The 18,780-nt window shown below is 64.1% G+C and carries 16 protein-coding genes; 7 read left to right on the top strand and 9 right to left on the bottom strand.

What is annotated here, in order from left to right; translation table 11 throughout:
* Positions 1 to 17: 17 nt before the first annotated feature.
* Positions 18 to 2,312 (bottom strand): Orn/Lys/Arg decarboxylase N-terminal domain-containing protein, encoded by a 2,295-nt coding sequence (locus IB262_RS28225; protein ID WP_210337704.1) that lies wholly within the window; start codon positions 2,310 to 2,312, stop codon positions 18 to 20.
* A gap of 62 nt (positions 2,313 to 2,374) precedes the next feature.
* A complete protein-coding gene (locus IB262_RS28220; protein ID WP_082936542.1) occupies positions 2,375 to 3,757 on the bottom strand; it encodes an amino acid permease in 1,383 nt (460 codons plus the stop codon).
* Positions 3,758 to 4,045: 288 nt separating this feature from the next.
* Here IB262_RS28220 and IB262_RS28215 point away from each other — a divergent pair, with 288 nt between their 5' ends.
* Together IB262_RS28215 and IB262_RS28210 are read left to right on the top strand one after the other, a co-directional pair.
* On the top strand, positions 4,046 to 5,104 hold the full coding sequence (locus IB262_RS28215) for a P1 family peptidase (RefSeq protein WP_034790156.1): 1,059 nt from the start codon (positions 4,046 to 4,048) through the stop codon (positions 5,102 to 5,104).
* Between the two features lie 71 nt (positions 5,105 to 5,175).
* Positions 5,176 to 6,036, top strand: a complete 861-nt coding sequence (locus IB262_RS28210; protein WP_034790154.1) for a D-amino-acid transaminase — start codon at positions 5,176 to 5,178, stop codon at positions 6,034 to 6,036.
* 27 nt (positions 6,037 to 6,063) lie between these two features.
* Here IB262_RS28210 and IB262_RS28205 read toward each other — a convergent pair whose 3' ends face one another.
* Together IB262_RS28205 and IB262_RS28200 are read right to left on the bottom strand one after the other, a co-directional pair.
* Positions 6,064 to 6,963, bottom strand: coding sequence for a LysR substrate-binding domain-containing protein (locus IB262_RS28205; RefSeq protein WP_034790308.1), 900 nt, complete (start codon positions 6,961 to 6,963; stop codon positions 6,064 to 6,066).
* An 84-nt stretch (positions 6,964 to 7,047) separates the two neighbouring features.
* A complete protein-coding gene (locus tag IB262_RS28200) occupies positions 7,048 to 8,568 on the bottom strand; it encodes a serine hydrolase domain-containing protein (RefSeq protein ID WP_034790145.1) in 1,521 nt (506 codons plus the stop codon).
* A gap of 245 nt (positions 8,569 to 8,813) precedes the next feature.
* On the opposite strand from IB262_RS28200, the gene IB262_RS28195 reads away from it, so the two are divergent.
* Positions 8,814 to 9,854 carry a dipeptidase gene (locus IB262_RS28195; protein ID WP_034790143.1) on the top strand — a complete coding sequence of 347 codons (1,041 nt, stop codon included), beginning with the start codon at positions 8,814 to 8,816 and terminating at the stop codon, positions 9,852 to 9,854.
* A gap of 25 nt (positions 9,855 to 9,879) precedes the next feature.
* Here the strand turns inward: IB262_RS28195 and IB262_RS28190 are convergent, their stop codons facing one another.
* Positions 9,880 to 10,749: a LysR substrate-binding domain-containing protein gene (locus IB262_RS28190; protein ID WP_034790128.1), complete on the bottom strand. Its 870-nt coding sequence runs from the start codon at positions 10,747 to 10,749 to the stop codon at positions 9,880 to 9,882.
* A gap of 166 nt (positions 10,750 to 10,915) precedes the next feature.
* On the opposite strand from IB262_RS28190, the gene IB262_RS28185 reads away from it, so the two are divergent.
* Positions 10,916 to 11,887 (top strand): quinone oxidoreductase, encoded by a 972-nt coding sequence (locus tag IB262_RS28185; RefSeq protein WP_034790126.1) that lies wholly within the window; start codon positions 10,916 to 10,918, stop codon positions 11,885 to 11,887.
* 58 nt (positions 11,888 to 11,945) lie between these two features.
* Here IB262_RS28185 and IB262_RS28180 read toward each other — a convergent pair whose 3' ends face one another.
* The 3 genes from IB262_RS28180 to IB262_RS28170 form a co-directional block, all read right to left on the bottom strand.
* A complete protein-coding gene (locus IB262_RS28180) occupies positions 11,946 to 12,626 on the bottom strand; it encodes an XRE family transcriptional regulator (protein ID WP_063891316.1) in 681 nt (226 codons plus the stop codon).
* A gap of 127 nt (positions 12,627 to 12,753) precedes the next feature.
* On the bottom strand, positions 12,754 to 12,999 hold the full coding sequence (locus IB262_RS28175) for a DUF2798 domain-containing protein (RefSeq protein ID WP_034790124.1): 246 nt from the start codon (positions 12,997 to 12,999) through the stop codon (positions 12,754 to 12,756).
* Positions 13,000 to 13,043: 44 nt separating this feature from the next.
* Positions 13,044 to 13,913, bottom strand: a complete 870-nt coding sequence (locus IB262_RS28170) for an NmrA family NAD(P)-binding protein (RefSeq protein WP_034790122.1) — start codon at positions 13,911 to 13,913, stop codon at positions 13,044 to 13,046.
* A 112-nt stretch (positions 13,914 to 14,025) separates the two neighbouring features.
* On the opposite strand from IB262_RS28170, the gene IB262_RS28165 reads away from it, so the two are divergent.
* A complete protein-coding gene (locus IB262_RS28165) occupies positions 14,026 to 14,919 on the top strand; it encodes a LysR family transcriptional regulator (protein WP_034790120.1) in 894 nt (297 codons plus the stop codon).
* A 34-nt stretch (positions 14,920 to 14,953) separates the two neighbouring features.
* On the opposite strand, the gene IB262_RS28160 is transcribed toward IB262_RS28165, so the two are convergent.
* Positions 14,954 to 15,817 (bottom strand): DMT family transporter, encoded by an 864-nt coding sequence (locus tag IB262_RS28160; RefSeq protein ID WP_060606261.1) that lies wholly within the window; start codon positions 15,815 to 15,817, stop codon positions 14,954 to 14,956.
* Positions 15,818 to 15,918: 101 nt separating this feature from the next.
* Between IB262_RS28160 and IB262_RS28155 the strand changes: the two genes are divergently transcribed.
* On the top strand, positions 15,919 to 17,334 hold the full coding sequence (locus IB262_RS28155; protein WP_089043672.1) for a PLP-dependent aminotransferase family protein: 1,416 nt from the start codon (positions 15,919 to 15,921) through the stop codon (positions 17,332 to 17,334).
* Positions 17,335 to 17,672: 338 nt separating this feature from the next.
* Positions 17,673 to 18,713: a glutamine synthetase beta-grasp domain-containing protein gene (locus tag IB262_RS28150; protein ID WP_034790086.1), complete on the top strand. Its 1,041-nt coding sequence runs from the start codon at positions 17,673 to 17,675 to the stop codon at positions 18,711 to 18,713.
* Positions 18,714 to 18,780 lie beyond the last annotated feature (67 nt).

Genomic DNA, 18,780 nt, shown 5'->3' with positions numbered 1-18,780 from the left:
TCGCTCCTGAAGCCGGGTCAGCGGGTCAACACATAGACGCGGTAGAGGCCGTCCTCGACCTCCACCCCGTGCGTGTCATGGGTGAAGCCCGGGAACCGGAGATCATAGGCCTCGAGCGCCTTGAGGTAGCCGAGGACCGGACCATCGGCAGGCCCGGCGTTTTCGCCCGGCATGAGAAGCGGGATGCCGGGCGGATAGGGCACGACGCCCGTTGCGACCGTGCGGCCGGCCAGATGGTCGAGCGTCACCTGTTCCACCTCGCCGCGCACCAGCCGCTCATAGGCGCGCACCGGGCTCAGGTCCGGATGTGGCAGGACAGAGAAGCCGGCGGCCATGGAGGCGGTGGTCTTCAGTTGGTCCATCGCCTGGAACATTGTGTCGGCGAGATCCTTGAGACCCATGCCGGCGTAACGTTCCGGGTGGTCCTCGATCAGCGACGGGATGGCCACTTCGAGCGTGAGGTTGGCGTCGTAGTCGCGCTTGAAGTCGCAAAGCGCGCTGACAAGCGAGCCCCATTTGCCCTTGGTGATGCCGAGCGAGAAGAGGAAGAGGATGGTGAAGTCGGTCGTCTTCTCGACAACGATGCCGCGGGCATCGAGATAGGCGGTGACGAGGCTTGCGGGGATGCCCACCGGCATCAGCCCGCCGCCGGGCGCAACACCCGGTGTGACGATCGAGACCTTGATCGGATCGAGCATGCAATAGCCGTCCTCGATCTCGCCGAAGCCGTGCCACGCTGCCCCGGGCTTCAGCACCCAGCAGGACGGATCGGTCGCGAGGGATTCCGGCGAGGCTTCATGGAAGGGGCTTGTGCGGCCGGTTTTCGGGTCGCGCACCGTATCCGGCTGCCAGCAATCGAAGAACCAGTCGCCGCGCTCTGCCGCGTCGTTGGCCAGCCGCGACATCATCAGGCGGAACGCCACGGCTTCCTCGATCGACTCGTTGGTGAGCGCCGCGCCGCCGGGCCCGTCCATCATCGCCGCCGAGACGTCGTTCGAGGCAATGATCGCGTAGTTCGGCGAGGTCGAGGCGTGCATCATGAACGTCTCGTTGAAAATGCCATGCGGGATCGGCTTGCGGCCGTCGCGTACGTGAATGAAGGACGCCTGAGAAAGGGCCGCCAGCAGCTTGTGCGTCGACTGGGTGGCAAAGACCGTCGGCTTGTCGGCCGTATGCGCCTTCGGATCACCGTGCATTGCGTGGCGGTCGCGATAGATCGGGTTGAAGCGGGCGTAGCCGTACCAGGCCTCGTCGAAATGCAGGCGGTCGACGCTGGCGCCGAGCAGTTCCTCGACGCGGGTTACGTTGTAGCAAAGACCGTCATAGGTCGAGTTGGTGATGATGGCGTGCTTTGGCTCCTTGTCCGAAAGGTCCGCGGCAAGCGGGTTCTGGTCGATCGCCTTGCGGATCGCGACCGCGGTCAGCCGTTCCGGCGGGATCGGCCCGATGATGCCGTAGTGGTTCCGGGTCGGCACCAGATAGGTCGGCACGGCGCCCGACATGGTCATCGCGTGTTCGGCCGACTTGTGGCAATTGCGGTCGCACAGCGCGATCTGGTCGCGGCTGACGCTCGCCATCAGGATGACGCGGTTGGAGGTCGAGGAGCCGTTGGTGACGTGATAGCTGCGGTGCGAGCCGAAGACGCGGGCAGCGTATTTTTCACTGGCGCCGATCGGGCCGGAATGGTCGAGCAGAGATCCGAGTTCACCGACCGAGATCGAGAGATCCGAGCGCAGCAGCGGTTCGCCGAAGAACTCGAAGAAGGCGCGGCCGGGCGGCGACTTCATGAAACCCGTGCCGCCGGTGTGTCCGGGCGTGTGCCAGGAATATTCGTGCACTTGGGAGAACTGGGCGAGCGCCTTGAACATCGGCGGCAGCACGGTCGAACGATAGCGCTCGATTGCCGCCTGGATACGGCCGCCGACGAAGTCCATCGTGTCTTCGAGCATCCAGACGAAATCGTCGACCTTCGCCATGATATCGGCCGGAACCGACGAGGCGACGCTGCGGTCGGCGAGCAGCAGCAGCGGAACGGTGCCGTTGCGCTTGCGCAGCGCCTCGACGACGCCGATCGATTGTTCGTGGCCGTCCGACCCGAGATCCCAGTCGACCAATACGCATTGGAGAGCGGGGTCCGACCGGATCACCGCGATGCCGTCATCGGCGCTTTCTGCGGTCACCACCTCGATCTGGCGGCGCTCCAGTTCCGCGATCAGCGACCGGACGGCGCGGCCGGCCGCACTTTCCTCGCTGATTTCGTCATCCAGGACGAGTGCTTTCATGCCGAGACGGCGGTGACCCCTGTTTAACATGCTCATATCCAATCCTCTCTCTAGTTCGGTGCTAGGTGCAGGTGGGGGTATTCTTTTTGACGTCAGCCAGTGGACGGCTCCTTCCTTTCGACTGACAGGTAGACGGGCAGTGCCACGAGCAGCAGCAGGAGGCACCAGAGGCCCGCCTGAGGTCCGCTGCCGTAGACCGTCCAAAGCGAAAAGATGAAGGCGACCAGGGCATAAGGCTTGTAGGGGCCAAGGCGGAAGCCGCCCCATTCCCCGTCGCGCGGACGTGTGAGTGCCAGGAACAGCGCGCCCTCGACGAGGCTGCAGAAGACGTAAGGCACCATGGCTGCGGTGGTCGAAAGGTCGACGGCGAACCTATAGACGACCATCAGTCCCGACACGCCCGAGGTCTGCAGAACGAGAAGGGCCGAAGCAAGTAGCATCGACAGGACGATATCCCACTGCGGCACGCCACGGCTGGAAAGGCGCCCGAAAACTGGAGGGAACAGCCCATCGCGGGCCGCTGCCATCGGCACCTGAGCCATCAGCAGCGTCCAGCCGTTGAGCGCGCCGATCGACGAAAGAACGACGGCGGCCGCAACCAGCGTGCTCCCCCACCAGCCCCACATCATGAAGGCCGCATCGGAGAAGGGAGCGGCGGAACGCGCAAGCGTTTCGCGCGGGACCGTGCCCATGACCACGAGCGTGCCTAGGATGAAGATGAGGCCGCAGCAGAGCGTGCCGAGCACGGTCGCCCGCGGGATCGTGCGTTTCGGATCGTCGACATCGCCGGCCGGAACGGTGGCAGACTCGATGCCGAGAAAGGCGAACATCGTCAACGGTGCGGTCGCGGAGATCAGACCGAGCATGGACAGCCCGCTCGGGTTGATGGGTGTCAGGTTCTGCGGCTCGATCCAGAAGAGGCCGAGAAGCGCAATCGCGATGAAGGGAAGGAGTTTCAATCCGACGGTCACGATCTGGAAACGCCCGGCGCTCCTGACGCCGAACATGTTGATGGCGGCAACCAGCCACATGGCGGCGAGCGAAACCGCCGTGAAGCCGCCCGGCATATGCTGAAGGTTCGGGAAGAACACGCCGAGATAACCGGTGAAGGCCATGGCGATCGCCGGCAGCGACGCCCAGATCGAGATCCAGTAGGCCCAGGCGACCAGAAAGCCGGCAAACGGACCGAAAGCCATGCGACTGTAGGCGTAGGGGCCGCCGGTCGCGGGCCTGACGCCTGCGAGCCGCGCAAACACAAGGCCGAGGCACATGGCGGCAACCGCCATGCAGACCCAGCCGACGAGGGCTGCGGCGCCGTAGGGCGCGAGTGCGGCGGGAGAGAGATAGAAGCCGGAGCCGATGATGTTGCCGACGACGAGCGCGGAGCAAGCCCAGATGCCGAGGCTCGGCCGTGTCGCCATTTCGGGCGTCGTCTGCTGAGACCTGCCTGAGGTTGCATCAAGCGGCTTCGTCATGGATGGGAGGCTCCCTTGCCAAAGACGAGGCGAACTTATGAACTGTTTCTTATGGTTGCAACTGCTTTATTTTACTCGACTATCAGTCGCCGCGCTGACCCATGGGTCCATGCGGAAAAGTCTCATTCGGCTCATAGCTCCACGACCGACCGCGAAGGGCGGCGTTGCAGGCTTCTCATGAAACTATTCCATTTTTGCGATGCCGTTTTGCCGCCGATACAGGTAGGGTCGCCTGCGACGAAATGACTGCTTCGCGACCGCGGTGATGGGTGAGGAAAACGGCGAAAAATGACAAATATCAAGCGTTTACGGCTTCGCGACATCGGTTTCCACCCGGGTGCTTACGAACCCGGACCGCTCAATGCGATCACTGATGTGATGGGTGTCGCGGTCGGCCATGCCACCGTTGTCGAGGCCGACTGCATCCGCACCGGCGCCACCGCCATCCTGCCTCATGACGGCAACCTGTTTCAGGACAAGGTGCCGGCCGGCTTCGCCGTGCTCAACGGCTTCGGCAAGTTTGCGGGCTCCACCCAGGTAGAGGAGCTCGGCGAGCTGGAAACGCCCGTCGTTCTCACCAACACGCTGGCGACGGGACGCGCCATCGAGGCCGTCAATCGCTGGACGCTGGCGCAGCCGGGCAACGAGAAGGTCGTGTCGCTGAACGCGGTCGTCGGCGAGACCAACGACTCCCGCCTCAACGACATCCGCGCCGGTCGCCCGACGATCGACGAGATCGGCGCTGCCCTTGCCGCCGCGAAGACCGGTGCCGTCGAGGAGGGGGCTGTCGGTGCCGGAACCGGCACGGTGGCCTTCGGGCTGAAGGGCGGCATCGGTACGAGCTCGCGACTTGTGAAGGCGGCAGGCGAGGTCTTTACGCTCGGCGTGCTCGTCCAATCCAATTATGGCGGCCGGCTCACCGTCTGCGGTCGTGCCTACGAGGCGCCGGCGGCACACGACCGCGACGGTTCGATCGTCATCGTGATCGCGACCGATGCGCCGCTCTCTTCCCGCAACCTCAAGCGTCTGGCCGAACGCGCCTTCGGCGGCCTGGCCCGCACCGGCGCCGCGCTCAGCAATGGTTCCGGCGATTATGCGCTCGCCTTCTCGACGGCTGCCGCCGTTCGTCGCACCAAGGCGCGCCGGGCCGCGATTGCCGACTATCCCGATCTTCCAAACGACCTAATATCGCCGCTCTTCGAAGCGGCCATCGAGGCGACGGAGGAGGCCATCCTCAATTCGCTGACCATGGCCCGCACGACGCATGGTTTCAATGCCGCGAACGGCAAGCCGAGCACGGTCGAGGCGATCTCGCTCGAACGGCTTCGCGCGCTCAGCGAACACTGATTTGTGCCCCTGGATCGCGTTCGGTGTTGCGGTCCATGCGCTTCTGCCAAACCAATTTTTACGGAGCCTACATGTCCCAGCCGTCCATCCGCACCGTCTATCTCAACGGCGAGTTTTTGCCCGAGAACGAGGCGCGCCTCTCGATCTTCGATCGCGGCTTCCTCTTCGGTGATGGCATCTACGAGGTCACCGCCGTGCTTGAGGGCAGGCTGATCGACAGCGCATCGCATATGGCGCGCCTGGAGCGCTGCGCGCGTGAAATCGATGTGCCTCTGCCGGTATCGACCGACGAGATCGTCGCGATCGAAAAGCGGCTGATCGAAGAGAACGGCCTTGTCGAAGGCATGGTCTATCTGCAGCTCACCCGAGGCGCCGAGGACCGGAACTTTCTGTTCTCCGAGGATATCAAGCCGACGCTGGTGCTCTTCACCCAGGCAAAGACGCTGGTGACTGCCCCCATCAAGGGGCTGTCGGTCAAGACCGTGCCCGACCAGCGCTGGGCGCGCCGCGACATCAAGAGTGTGTGCCTGCTGCCGCAGGTGATCGCCAAGCGCATCGCCAAGGCTGAAGGCTGCGATGAGGCGTGGATGATCGAGGACGGGTTCGTGACGGAAGGTGCTTCCTCCACCGCCTACATCGTCACCGCGGACAACCGCATCGTCACGCGCGGCAACAGCCACAAGACGCTGCCCGGCTGCACCCGGCTCGCCGCTCTCGCGCTCGCCGCCGAACAGGGAATGACGCTGGAAGAACGCCCCTTCACGCTCGAAGAGGCGCTCAACGCCCGCGAAGCGTGCCTCACCAGCGCTTCGAACTTCGTTGCGCCGATCACCCGCATCGACGGCAATGCCGTCGGTAGCGGTGAGCCTGGCCCGGTGGTCAAGCGCCTGCGCGAGCTCTATCTGGAGCGCGCACGACAGACGGCGATCTAGCTCGCCCGTGTGGGTCAGGGCTGTCGCTTAGGCGACAGCTTCCAGGCTCTGCCAGACGCGGCCGACGATCGGGCGGCGGTTTTCCTTGGCGCGATAGAGCCGGATCTCGACACTGACGTCCCAGCGCGGGTCGGCGGCCCTGACCAGCGAGCCGTTCGCCAGCTCATCCGTCATCAGGCTTTCGGGCACCCAGGCGATGCCCCATCCGGATTCGGCCATGGCTTTCAGCCCCACCGACATGCTGCCTTCGTGCACCCTTTGCGCCGGCGGTAGCTCGCGCCCGATCAGATCATCCAGAAGCTGGCCGAAGAACGACGATTTTTCGTAGCTCAGATGCGGGAACGGTTTCGTGCCGCCTTCCAGCCGGTGCAGGGGCTCCCCCGCTTCATTCGCCGCCGAAACGGGGATGATGCGTTCGTGGCCGAGCACGCGATGTTCGAAGGCCTGCGGGTCGAGCAGGTGCGGGACCTGGGTATGGGCGTAGGTCAGCAGGAAGTCGCATTCGCCGTCGACAAGCGAATTGAGGTTTTCCTCCATGCTGCCGGAATCGGGGCGAAGTCGGGAGAAGAGCGGCCCGCTCCGGGCGTTGACCCGTGTCATCCATGCGGGAAAGAAGGTGAAGGAGAGCGTGTGCAGCGCTGTCAGCTTGATGGTGCGGGCGTCGGAGCCTTCCTCCTGCTGCAGATTGCGCCTTGCCTGGTAGAGCTGTTTCAGAGTCTCCTGCGCCACCGGCACGAATTTCGACCCCGCCTCCGTCAGGCGCGAAGGATAGGTCGCGCGGTCGACGAGCGTGGCGCCGAGCCAGGCCTCCAACTGCCGGATGCGGCGGCTGAACGCGGACTGGGTGACATGGCGCTCGTCCGCCGCCTTTGAGAAGTTCAGCGTGCTGGCGAGCGCCAGAAAGTCCTCAAGCCATTTGATTTCCACGGGCATGCACTCCTGAAGTCCGGTCCGTCATTCGCCGGCGACCGGACTTCTTTTGTGGCAGCGCCCGCGCGTCATCAAGAAAAATCAGGCGCGGCGGCGATATTCGATCATCCGGGCTCGGCTTGTCACCAGTTCGAGGTGATCTGGCCCGAGGAGATGCAGGCAGATGCGCTTGACCCAGGGCCCATCGCTCAGCGTGAACAGGAAGCGACCATTGCCAAGGGGAGTGAGCTTCATGGTCTGACGCACGGGGCCGACGCCCATCAGGACCGCGCCGTTCTCGACCGTGAATTCCGCCCCTTCGTCGGAGCGCCAGACCCCGGAGAGCGACGCCGGCAGCGGCTCATGCGTCGCCGCTGGAAGGAAGCGTCGCGCGGCATGGCCGACCTCGCCGACAAGGGCGGAGCCGTCGCGGCGCAGCCGGAGAGGGGATGAGGCCGAGCGCGACGAGGCCCAGCCGTCGCCGTCCTCATAGAGCGTCTCATCCGCATCGAGATAGGTGCAGGTGCTGCCCTTGACCTCGACCCACCACGGACCGGCCTCCGTCACGTAGAGACCGTCGCCGAGATCGGCTGCCGGGGTCGGCAGAGGAATGCCGGTGAGCGCTGCCATGCTTTCGAGCGCGATCTTGTAACCGTTGGTGTCCTCGCGGTTGGAGACCACGACGAAGCCGGCGCGCGTTTCGGGATCGAGGAGGAAATAGGTCTTGTAGCCGGGATGTGAACCGCCATGGCCAACGAATTCGCGGCCGCCGAGCGACGAGTTGCGCAGGCCGAGCCCGTATCCTGTTGGTCGCCCGTCGGCGAGATATCGGGGCGCCTGCAACTTCTGCAGAAGACCGGCGAAGCGGCCTTCGCCACCGAGCAGCGCCTGCAGCCAGGTGGCAAGCGCCCCGGCGCTGCCGGTGAGGCTGCCCGATGCGGAAATGTGCAGGCCAGCGGCAGAAAGCTGCCAGGTTTCGCCCGAGTGCCAGTAGCCGGGAACGAGGTCGCTCACCGGATCGTTCCAGACATCCGGCGCCTTCAGCGCGATGCCAAGCGGGGCCGCGATTTCCCGTTGGACGAAATCGTCGAAGCGGAAGCCCTTGCGCTCCAAAGCCGCTTCGATGAGGCGATAGCCGGTGTTGGAGTATGAGACCTCGGTGCCGGCGTCAAAGTTCAGCCGCTCCAGGCGCGAGAGGTACTCCAGCAGCGGTCCGGCCGTGGTCTCCGTGTAGACGGAAAGGCCGAGCAACGACAGGCATTCGCGGGTATCCGGCAGGCCGCCACTCATGTCGAGCGCCTGCCCGACCGTCACGTCCGCAAGTGGCGACCGCAGTTCCGGAAGATGCTGGCCGAGCGGATCGTCGAGACCGATAAGGTCGGCATGGGCGAGCACCATCGCTGAGAAGACGTGCTTGGTGAGGGACGCATAGCGCACGACGCTGTCGAGCGTGAACGGCGCGGATGTCGCGAGGCTCTCGACGCCGGCCGCATGCGAGAAGCGCGGTCCGGATGCATCGAAGCCGATGACCGCGCCGCCCGGTTCGTCTGCCACCCATTGTGCGGTCAGGCGTCTCGCAGCCGCTTCGGCGGCTTGCCAATCCAGCGATGTCGGCTTCGTCATGTCCATTCTCCAATTCTGGTCGCAGTGGTTTCCCACGCGTATCTCCGACTAAGCACGACAGAACCTCGTGCCGCCAATTCCGATTCCGGCAGGGCCTATGCACGGTTTGCATTTGCCCGGCCCGCCTGCATTGCGTTAGGCCGGCGGGGAAAAAGGGTGCGGTTCCCGCACCCAATGTCTATGGTCCGTCGGCGACTATCCATGAGTCGCACTTGAGGACAACAGGTTGAGAAGGCGATCCAGAATTGGCGACGCAAGCGAAAATCCCGGTCTTTGACGGACATAACGACGTGCTGTCGCGGCTCTGGCGTTCGCCGGGCGGCGCTGCCGAGCGCCGCTTCCTCGATGGCGTCGATACCGGGCATATCGATCTCGACAAGGCCGCGGCGGGTGGCCTTGCCGGCGGCCTCTGCGCCGTCTACGTCGCCTCGCCGGGCCTTGCCAAGGATGGCAGCGGCGAGTTTGCAACGCCCGATCAACAAAGCGCACTCGAAGCCACGCTCGGCATGACGAGCCTGCTGATGCGGATCGAACGCCAGTCGGAGGGCCGGCTGAAGATTTGCCGCAGTGCTGCCGATATCCGCGCCGCCATGGACAAGGGTGCCTTTGCCTCGGTGCTGCACATCGAGGGTATCGAGGCGGTCGGCGCCGATCTCGACGTGCTCTATGTGCTTCACGCCGCGGGTCTGCGCACGCTCGGCCCCGTCTGGAGCCGGCCGAACCTCTTTGCCTATGGCGTTCCCTTCCGCTTTCCCTCTTCACCCGATATCGGTCCAGGCCTCAGCGAGGCCGGCAAGGATCTCGTGCGCGCCTGCAACGAGCTGAAGATCATGCTTGATCTCTCGCACATGAACGAGCAGGGCTTCTGGGACATCGCCGCGCTGTCGCAGGCGCCGCTCGTCGCCTCCCATTCCAACGTGCACGCGCTCTGCCCGCATAGCCGCAACCTGACGGACCGTCAGCTCGACGCGATCAGGGACACCGGCGGTTTGGCCGGCATCAACTTCGGCGTCCTTTTCCTGCGCGCGGACGGGACCAGGAACACGGATACGCCGCTCTCGCTCCTTGTCGACCACATCGACTATATCGTCGAGCGTATCGGTATCGATCATGTGGCGCTCGGCTCTGACTTCGACGGTACGGCCATCCCTGCTGCGATGCGCAGCGCGGCCGATCTGCCGCTGCTCGTCGACCTGCTGCGCACCCGCGGCTATGACGATGCGGCCCTCGCAAAGATCTGCCACGGCAACTGGATCCGCGTGCTGGAGACAACCTGGGGCGGGTGAGCGCCGCGCTCAGCCGCGAAGGACGTTAGGTCCTTGAAGCGATCGGCAAGCCTTCGAGCAGCACGCTGATCGCGCAATCGACGACGGCCGATCGCCGATCCCGGGCAAAAAGCCCATACTGGACGGCAAACGGCTTCGGTACGGCTGGCGAGGCGGGCAGTGCCCGCATCGTGCCCGCGCGTATCGCTTCCGGCGGAAGCAAACCAATGCCGAGCCCGTTCTCGATCGCGGCCTGCAGCGCCGTGATGCTCTGGCTGGTAAAAGTGATCCGGTGTTCCCGGCCCTGGTCGGCCAAGGTCTCGATCATGCGGCGGCGCCAGAGGCAGGGTGCGGCGAAGGCAACAAGGTCGATCGGTCGGGTCTCGTCGAAGGCGTAGTCCGTCGCGCAGACCCATTGCAGCTCCACATTCCAGGTGGTGAGGGCGTCGGCGGCGACCACGGAGGTCGGCACGACCATGATATCGAGGTCGCCTTCGGGCCAGGTCTTTCCAAGCGCCACGCATTGCTCGACCACCACGTCGAGCCGGATCTCCTGGTAGCCGCGCCGCAGTCGACCGAGCGCTTCGGGCAGCGCCGTCGTTGCCACTTCCTCGGCCAGGCCGACCCGCACGCCACCGCTCAGGTCGGCCTGCCGCAGCCGCGCCGCCGCTTCGTCGCCGAGCGCCAGCATGCGCGTGGCGTATCCGAGGAACAATTCGCCTTCGGGTGTCGGCACGACGCCGCGACCGGTGCGGGTGAAGAGCTGTCGGCCGAGCAGATCTTCGAGCCGGCGCATCTGCATGCTCAGCGCCGATTGCGTGCGGCCGGTCTGGGTGGCGACGCGGTTCAGGCTACCCTGTCGGCAGACCGCGACGAAGCTGCGAAGGAGGTCGATGCCAATCTGGTCAGATATCATGAAGTTTGAACTCTGTTGTCATTGATATCAGTCTACACGGGTAACTCACGCATGGCTATCTGTCAGATGTGATCAGCGACGAAGGCGAGGCAGCATCAGGCAGATCGGCATCGGCCGCCGCCTGGAGGCTGCCAGGACCAGCCAACTCAACCAGAGGACCAGATCCATGAAAGCTATCCGCGTGCATCAGCACGGCGGGCCCGATGTGCTCGCCTACGAAAATTTCGAACTCGGCGAACCCGGCCCGGGGGAAGTGCGCGTGCGCAACCGGGCGATCGGCGTCAACTTCGTCGACATCTATTTGCGCAGCGGCGCCTACCCGCCGCCGCAGCTTCCATTCATCCCAGGTAAGGAGGGAGCCGGAGAGGTGGTCTCTGTCGGGCCCGATGTCGAGGGCTTCAAGCCGGGTGACCGCGTTGCCTATGCCGAGGCGCTCGGAGCCTATGCCGAGGAACACAATGTGCCGGCCCGTGTCCTCGTGCATCTGCCTGAGGATATCGACTTCGAGACGGGTGCGGCGATGATGCTGAAAGGGCTGACGGCGCAATATCTGTTGCGTCGCACCTTCCGGGTCGAGGCCGGCCACACCCTCCTCGTTCATGCGGCCGCGGGCGGTGTCGGCCTGATCCTGACGCAATGGGCGAAACATCTTGGGGCAAAGGTCATTGGCACCGTCGGTTCGCCGGAGAAGGCCGAACTGGCGCGGGCCAATGGTGCGGACTACGTGATCGACTACGGCAAGGAGAACTTTGCAACGCGCGTGCTCGAAATCACCGAAGGCGAGGGGGTCGACGTCGTCTACGACAGCATCGGCAAGGCGACGTTCGAAGGTTCGCTCGACAGCCTGCGCCCCTTCGGTCATTTCGTCAGTTTCGGCGCCGCTTCCGGCTCGATCCCTCCCTTCGACATCACGACGCTGGCGCAGAAGGGATCGCTTTATGCCACCTGGCCGCTGTTACCTGCGCATCTATCGCGACGCGAGGACGTGCTGGCGATGAGCAAGGATCTCTTCGACGTTGTCGCGCGCGGCGCGGTCAATATCCGCGTGCACGCGCGTCTGCCATTGGCCGAGGCAGCCGAGGCGCATCGCCGGCTCGAAGGACGCCAGACGACAGGCGCCTTGGTGCTCCTGCCGTAAGGCCAGCGATGGGGCGATATGTTCTAAGAACTCGTGACGGCGCTGGCTGTGGCGCCCGTCACTTGCCTTCGGCGATCCCCTCGAGCCGGTTCTCGGCCCGGGTCACGGCGAGGCTGTCGGTGGGGCTTCCTGAGGGCGCTCCGTCGCCGAAGACGTCCATGGTGCAGGTGTGCAGGATCGTGGTCGGCTCACTGGTGTGGTTCCACATCGTATGGGTGCGCAGCGACGGGAAATGAGCGGAATCGCCCGCTTCGAGAACCATCGCTTCGCCGTCCACCTCCAGCGTCAACGCTCCCTTCAGGATGAAGAAGATTTCCTCTCCCTCATGCGACATTGGCTCGCTGCGATGGCCGGGCGGCTCGTGGATAATAGTGCTTCTGAGCACGTTGCCGGGAAAGGAGGCGGAGAGCCGCTCATAGGAGACGGCCTTGCCGCTTTCTCCGCCGAGCCCATAGACCGGACGGTGTTCGCGCCGGGTAAATGGCGTCGCCACCTTCGGCGGATTGAGGAAGCTGCCGGCCTCGACTTTCAAGGTCCGGCAGACGGCGATCAGCGAGGTCAGCGACGGGACGGTGATGCCGCGCTCGATCTGCGAGATGAAGCCGACGGAAAAACCGGCCTCGTCGGCGACCTCTTGAAGCGTCATCTTCAGGGCCTTTCGCCGTTGGCGCAGGCGATCGCCGAGCGGCGGCGTTTCTGCCTCGCCGGTCGAAGCGCCGCTGGCATGGTCCGTCGTCACTGTCTGTCCCCTTCTCGTCTCTCCTCAAGCTAGGGCGCGGCCCGATTTCCTGTCAATCGTTTTTAGATATCCTAAAAATATCGGTTGCGACCGAAAGGTCGGCTCGGGGTGAATAGCGCGAGATCGGTCAGTTGCTGCGCGGCTGTTCGACGGTCGCCGCCACGATGCGGCGCACGAGCGGAAGAACCACGAGCAGGCTCGGAAAGGCGACCAGCCAGGAGAAAGCCCAGGCCTTGATCCATAGTGCGAGAATATCGGGATGGATGCCGTTGCCGATGGCCGTCGAGACGAAGGAGACGATGCCCGACATCAGGACGGAAAGAACAAGCGGCATGACGATGGCCTGGTATCGATGCGGAAGCTTTTTTGACATGAGGTGAACTCCGGGGGTAAGGGAATAGGTGTGGCCGCCGACCGTTAGGCCTGCGCCAGCTCGCGAATGAAACTCTCGAGATTGCGCGGTTCGCGCTGAAGAGCGGCGCGCAGCGTCAGGCTGTTTCCGCCAAGTCCGACTTCGGCATAGTGGGCGTGAACCTTGGACAGCAGCTCCAGCTGGTGGTCGGTGTATTTCGCGGCGATCGGTTTTGCCCATTCGTGAAAGCCGATGGTTGCCGCAACGATCGGCCGACCGAGCGCGGCGCTCATCATTCGGGCGATTTCCTCGCGGTTGTGCCGGCCCTCGGCGCTAAGTTCCAGCGTCGCATAGGCGAGCCGGTCCTCCGTGAGGGCAATGGCCGCGACTTCAGCGACATCACGGTAGTCGACACGGGCGATGCGCGTTGCTGTCGGAAACGGCTCGGCGAAGCTGCCGGTGGCAAGCACGCTCGCCCAGGCCGACCGCAGGTTCTGCATGAAGTTTGCCGGATGCAAAATGGTGTATTCGAGCGGCGAGGAATAGAGCGCGTCCTCCACCGGGATCTTGGCTGCATGGTTCTTCAGCCGCACATGGGTTGGCTGGATGACCGAGGAGAAAACGAACTTCCGGACGCTGGCGCGAACGGCGGCTTCGACCATCGATACGCCCATCGCCGCCTCGTCCGGCGCAAAGGCCGGGCCGATGTGGAAGACGCCGTCAGCGCCCTCAAGTGCCCGGTCAAGGCTGGTGCGCTCGCGCAGATCGCCGATCGCGATCTCCGATGCACCGAGCGATTTCGCAATCGTGCCCTGCGCTTCGTCGCGGATGAGGGCACGGACCCTGGCGCCGCGCCGCGCCAGTTCGGGAAGGACAAGGCCGGCGAAGCGGCCGGTGGCACCGACGACAAGGATCGTGTTGGAGCGCTGGTTCATGGGGTCTGCCTTTCGAGCCGTCGTGATGTGACGATCTCAAGCTAGTGCTGCACAACAATGCGGACAATCGACGCAAAATGTGATTTATTCTCCAGCAAAACGGGATTATCGAATGAGCCGCATCGAAGATCTGGAGGCCTTTCTGGCCATCGTCGAGCAGGGGAGCCTGACGGCCGCGGCGAAACGCCTGGGCAGACCGCTCCAGACCATCAGCCGGTCGCTCGCCATGCTCGAAGCCGATGTCGGTGTCGAGCTGGTGCATCGCACGACCCGCCGCTCAATGCCGAGCGAGGCGGGCGAGAGCTTTTATCTGCGCATCAAGCCTGCGGTGGAGGAGATACACGACGCGCGCGAGGAGGCCGCACAGCGGCGCTCCGAGCCGTCAGGCGTGCTGCGCCTTGGGGCGCCCAATCTGTTTGCGCCGCGGTTCCTGATACCTGTGATCGCCGAGTACATGGCGAAATATCCGGAAGTCGAGGTCGATCTCGACCTCTCCGATGCCTTCGTCGATCTGGCAGCGAGCGGACTCGATCTGGTCTTGCGGATCGGCGATCTGCAGGATTCTGGCCTGACCGGCAAGCGCCTGGGCGCGCTTCGCCGCGTCGTCTTCGGCTCGCCCGCCTATTTTGCGAGCTTCGGCCGGCCGTCTCATCCGCAGGAACTCGCTGCGCATCGTTGCGTCACGCGCACGGGCGACGAGCGACCCGGCGTCTGGATGTTCAGCATCGACGGGCGGGCTCGCGCCGTCAAGGTGAGCGGCGGGTTTCGCACCAACTCGATGAATGCGATCTATGCGGCGGTGGAGCAGGGCCTCGGCCTTGGCTTTTCGCCGCTCTGGCAGATCAAACATCTGATCGATGCCGACAAGGTCGAAACCGTGCTTGAAGACTTCGAGCCGGCCCCGGTGCCGATCCATGCGCTGTGGTTGGAAGGGCGGACCCCATCTGCAAAGATCCGCCGCTTTCTCGATCTGCTCGGCGCGCGGTTGAAGCTCGACCGCCTCTGAAGGGCTTGGGCTGCGCCGCCCCGTGAAAAGCCGCCTATTTCGCGAATTTCTTGGCGCCGGCAACGCAGAGCACGATCGCGCCGGTCGCGGCCAGCATGCTCCAGCTGACCGGCTCGCCGAGAAGTGTTGCAGCGAGTGCCAGGCCGAAGAAGGGCTGCAGCAACTGCAACTGTCCGACGCCGGCGACGCCGCCGAGCGCAAGGCCGCGATACCAGAAGACAAAGCCGACGAGCATGCTGAAAAGCGAGACATAGGCAAGGCCCGCCCAGGCGCCGTTGGTGACGGCTGCGAAGGAGGCCGGCAACGTGAAGAGCGTCAGCGCCAGCATGATCGGCAAGGACAGGACCAGCGCCCAGCAGATCACCTGCCAGCCGCCAAGCTTGCGCGAAAGGCTGGCGCCTTCGGCATAGCCGAGGCCGCAGACAATGATGGCGCCGAGCATCAGGAGGTCGCCGACGGGCGATGCGGCAAAGCCCTGCACCAGCGCGAAACCGACGACCGCGGCGCTGCCGAGCGAGGAAAAGAGCCAAAAGGCTGGGCGCGGCCGCTCGCCGGCACGAAGCACGCCGAAGATCGCGGTTGCCAATGGCAGAAGTCCGACGAAAACGATCAGATGCGCCGAGGTGACGTGCTGCAAGGCCAGCGCGGTTAGCAGCGGAAAGCCAAGCACGACGCCGAAGGCGACGATTGCCAGCGAAACGAGATCGGCCTTCGCCGGTCGCGGCTGGCGGAAGATGAGAAGCAGCAAGAGGCCGAGCAGGCCGGCGATCGCCGCGCGCGCGACCGTCAGAAACACCGGATCAAAGTCCATCACTGCGACGCGGGTCGCTGGCAATGATCCGCTGAAGATCAGCACCCCGAGAAAACCGCTCATCCAACCGTCTGCCGTCTTGTCCATAGCATTCTCCTTTTTCGTCTGTATCCGTCGAACGGACTGGCTCTGCCAGAGACAATGCGGTACAATTTTGCAAAACTGTATTGGATGTATGAGCAGTACGGATGACGGTTCAGGAGTTGGAGCTCGGCAGCGAAACGCTGCTCGAAGGCGTGATGGCGACGATCCGGCAGCGGATCGCCGGGCGTGTCCTAACGCCGGGGGCGAAGCTTCCGTCGATCCGCGCCTTCGCCAACACCATGCGCGTTTCGAAATCCACCGTCGTCGAAGCCTATGAACGGCTGGTGGCCGAAGGTGTCATTCGCTCGAAGCCCGGCGCCGGCTTCTTCGTGGCGGCGCCGCTGGCGCCTCTGTCTTTGGCCGAGATCGGTCCGCGGCTCGACCGGGCCGTCGATCCGCTGTGGGTGTCGCGCCAGGCGCTGGAAACGGGCGATAGCGTGCTGAAGCCCGGCTGCGGCTGGCTGCCGCCGAGCTGGATGCCGGAAACTGCAATCCGCCGTGCTCTTAAATCGGCATCCAAGCTGGAGGCGAGCGGGCTGACGGACTACGGAACGCCGCTTGGCCATCGGCCCTTACGCCAGCTTCTGGCGCGGCGTCTCGGCGAGCACGGCGTCGAGGCATCGCCCGACCAGATCATCCTGACGGAATCCGGGACGCAGGCGATCGATCTGCTCTGCCGCTTCCTGATTGAGCCAGGCGATACGGTCGTGGTCGACGACCCCTGCTATTTCAATTTCCATGCTCTGCTGCGCGCCCATCGGGCAGAGGTCGTAAGCGTGCCCTATACGCCTTCGGGGCCCGATCTCGAGAAATTCGCTGAGGTTCTCGCAACCCACCGGCCGCGGCTCTACATCACGAATTCCGGGCTTCACAATCCGACAAGCGCCACGCTCTCGCCGGTCGTCGCCCATCGTCTGCTGAAGCTTGCCGAACAGGCCGGGCTGACGATCGTCGAGGACGATATCTTCGCCGATTTCGAGCATACGCCGGCGCCGCGGCCTGCCGCCTTCGACGGGCTCGAGCGTGTCGTGCAGATCGGCAGCTTCTCCAAGACTCTCTCGGCCTCCATCCGCTGCGGCTTCATCGCCGCGCCGCGGGGGTGGATCGAGGGGCTGGTCGACCTGAAGATCGCCACCACGTTCGGTGGGCCGAGCCTTGCGGCGGAGCTGGTTTTTGCGATGCTCAAGGACGGCAGCTACCGCAAGCACATGGAGGCACTGCGCGAGCGCCTGGCACGGTCGATGAACGAGACGGCGGCGCGGCTCGGCGAGATCGGTATCACGCCATGGATCGAGCCGCAGGCCGGCATGTTTCTCTGGTGCCGTTTGCCCGATGGCATCGACGCGGCCGAGGTGGCGCAGAAATCACTGCAGCAGGAAATCGTGCTGGCGCCCGGCAACGTCTTTTCTCACGCCGGAACCGCCAACGGCTTCATGCGCTTCAATGTTTCCCAGTGCGAGGACGCGCGGCTGTTCAAGGTCCTGCCCGCGATCATGCGCCAATGCGTCGTCGGGCGCTGAAGTTGACCTGTCCGGTTCATTGCGCCACTGCACGTTTTGCAGGCAATCGCCGGCATCTACTGACGCTGGATCTTTGATCGCAGACTTGCCGCCCTGCTTTGCCGCGGAGACGGGCAGGTTTTGCCTATTTTTTGTGCGAATCGCTGCTTCCTTGCGCTGTGCCATCAATTCGGCAGCGCTCGCACCTGCCTCTAGTGACCTTTTTTCTGGATTCTCGACGCTCAATCCGAGTTGGCACGATTAATGCTTCTTAACGCTCATCGGTCGTCGGGCAGCCAGTCTGGATTGCCCAACCGCTTCGGAACCAAGCCATTCCTGGCGTCATGTGAGAGAACGAAATGACAAAGTTTAAGCTCGAATACATCTGGCTCGACGGTTACAAGCCCACCCCGAACCTGCGCGGCAAGACCCTGATCAAGGAATTCGATGCTTTCCCGACGCTGGAACAGCTGCCCTTCTGGGGCTTCGACGGTTCGTCGACGATGCAGGCCGAAGGCAGCAGCTCGGACTGCGTGCTGAAGCCGGTCGCCGTCTATCCGGATCCGGAGCGCAAGAACGGCGTTCTCGTCCTTTGCGAAGTCATGATGCCGGATGCCAAGACGCCGCATCCGTCCAACACCCGCGCTACGGTTCTGGATGACGACGGCGCCTGGTTCGGTTTCGAGCAGGAATACTTCTTCTATCAGAACGGCCGCCCGCTCGGCTTCCCGGATGCCGGTTACCCCGCGCCGCAAGGCCCCTACTACTGCGGCGTCGGCTTCAGCAACGTTGGCGACGTGGCCCGCAAGATCGTCGAAGAGCATCTCGACATCTGCCTGGCTGCCGGTATCAACCATGAAGGCATCAATGCGGAAGTCGCCAAGGGCCAGTGGGAATTCCAGGTGTTCGGCAAGGGCTCGCGCAAGGCTGCCGACGAAATCTGGCTTGCCCGCTACCTGCTGCAGCGCCTGACCGAAAAGTACGGCATCGACGTCGAATACCACTGCAAGCCGCTCGGCGACACCGACTGGAACGGCTCGGGCATGCATGCCAACTTCTCGACCGCCTACATGCGCGAAGTCGGTGGCAAGGAATACTTCGAAGAGCTGATGGCTGCTTTCGCCGAAGCTCGTGCCGATCACATCGCCGTCTACGGCCCAGACAATCACATGCGCCTGACCGGCAAGCACGAAACCGCTTCGATCCACCAGTTCAGCTACGGTGTTGCTGACCGTGGTGCGTCGATCCGCGTTCCGCACAGCTTCGTCAACAACGACTACAAGGGCTATCTCGAAGATCGCCGCCCGAACTCCAAGGGCGACCCCTACCAGATCGCTTCGCAGATCCTGAAGACGATCTCCACCGTTCCGACCGACGTCGAAAAGCGCGAAGCCGCCTGATTTTATGGCCCGGCGCACGAGGGCGCCGGGCCAAAAATCGACGGGGTTGCGCTTTTCGCGACCAAAC

This window comes from Ensifer sp. ENS02 (assembly GCF_014851885.1).
GTDB lineage: Bacteria > Pseudomonadota > Alphaproteobacteria > Rhizobiales > Rhizobiaceae > Ensifer > Ensifer adhaerens.
This window is presented reverse-complemented; position numbering and strand designations above follow the sequence as displayed.

What these genes read in the sequence shown, in the direction of transcription:
- IB262_RS28225 (WP_210337704.1), bottom strand. Translation starts at nt 2,312, where the DNA reads ATGTTAAACAGGGGTCACCGCCGTCTCGGCATGAAAGCACTCGTCCTG.
- IB262_RS28220 (WP_082936542.1), bottom strand. Translation starts at nt 3,757, where the DNA reads ATGACGAAGCCGCTTGATGCAACCTCAGGCAGGTCTCAGCAGACGACG.
- IB262_RS28215 (WP_034790156.1), top strand. Translation starts at nt 4,046, where the DNA reads ATGACAAATATCAAGCGTTTACGGCTTCGCGACATCGGTTTCCACCCG.
- IB262_RS28210 (WP_034790154.1), top strand. Translation starts at nt 5,176, where the DNA reads ATGTCCCAGCCGTCCATCCGCACCGTCTATCTCAACGGCGAGTTTTTG.
- IB262_RS28200 (WP_034790145.1), bottom strand. Translation starts at nt 8,568, where the DNA reads ATGACGAAGCCGACATCGCTGGATTGGCAAGCCGCCGAAGCGGCTGCG.
- IB262_RS28190 (WP_034790128.1), bottom strand. Translation starts at nt 10,749, where the DNA reads ATGATATCTGACCAGATTGGCATCGACCTCCTTCGCAGCTTCGTCGCG.
- IB262_RS28185 (WP_034790126.1), top strand. Translation starts at nt 10,916, where the DNA reads ATGAAAGCTATCCGCGTGCATCAGCACGGCGGGCCCGATGTGCTCGCC.
- IB262_RS28175 (WP_034790124.1), bottom strand. Translation starts at nt 12,999, where the DNA reads ATGTCAAAAAAGCTTCCGCATCGATACCAGGCCATCGTCATGCCGCTT.
- IB262_RS28170 (WP_034790122.1), bottom strand. Translation starts at nt 13,913, where the DNA reads ATGAACCAGCGCTCCAACACGATCCTTGTCGTCGGTGCCACCGGCCGC.
- IB262_RS28165 (WP_034790120.1), top strand. Translation starts at nt 14,026, where the DNA reads ATGAGCCGCATCGAAGATCTGGAGGCCTTTCTGGCCATCGTCGAGCAG.
- IB262_RS28160 (WP_060606261.1), bottom strand. Translation starts at nt 15,817, where the DNA reads ATGGACAAGACGGCAGACGGTTGGATGAGCGGTTTTCTCGGGGTGCTG.
- IB262_RS28155 (WP_089043672.1), top strand. Translation starts at nt 15,919, where the DNA reads ATGACGGTTCAGGAGTTGGAGCTCGGCAGCGAAACGCTGCTCGAAGGC.
- IB262_RS28150 (WP_034790086.1), top strand. Translation starts at nt 17,673, where the DNA reads ATGACAAAGTTTAAGCTCGAATACATCTGGCTCGACGGTTACAAGCCC.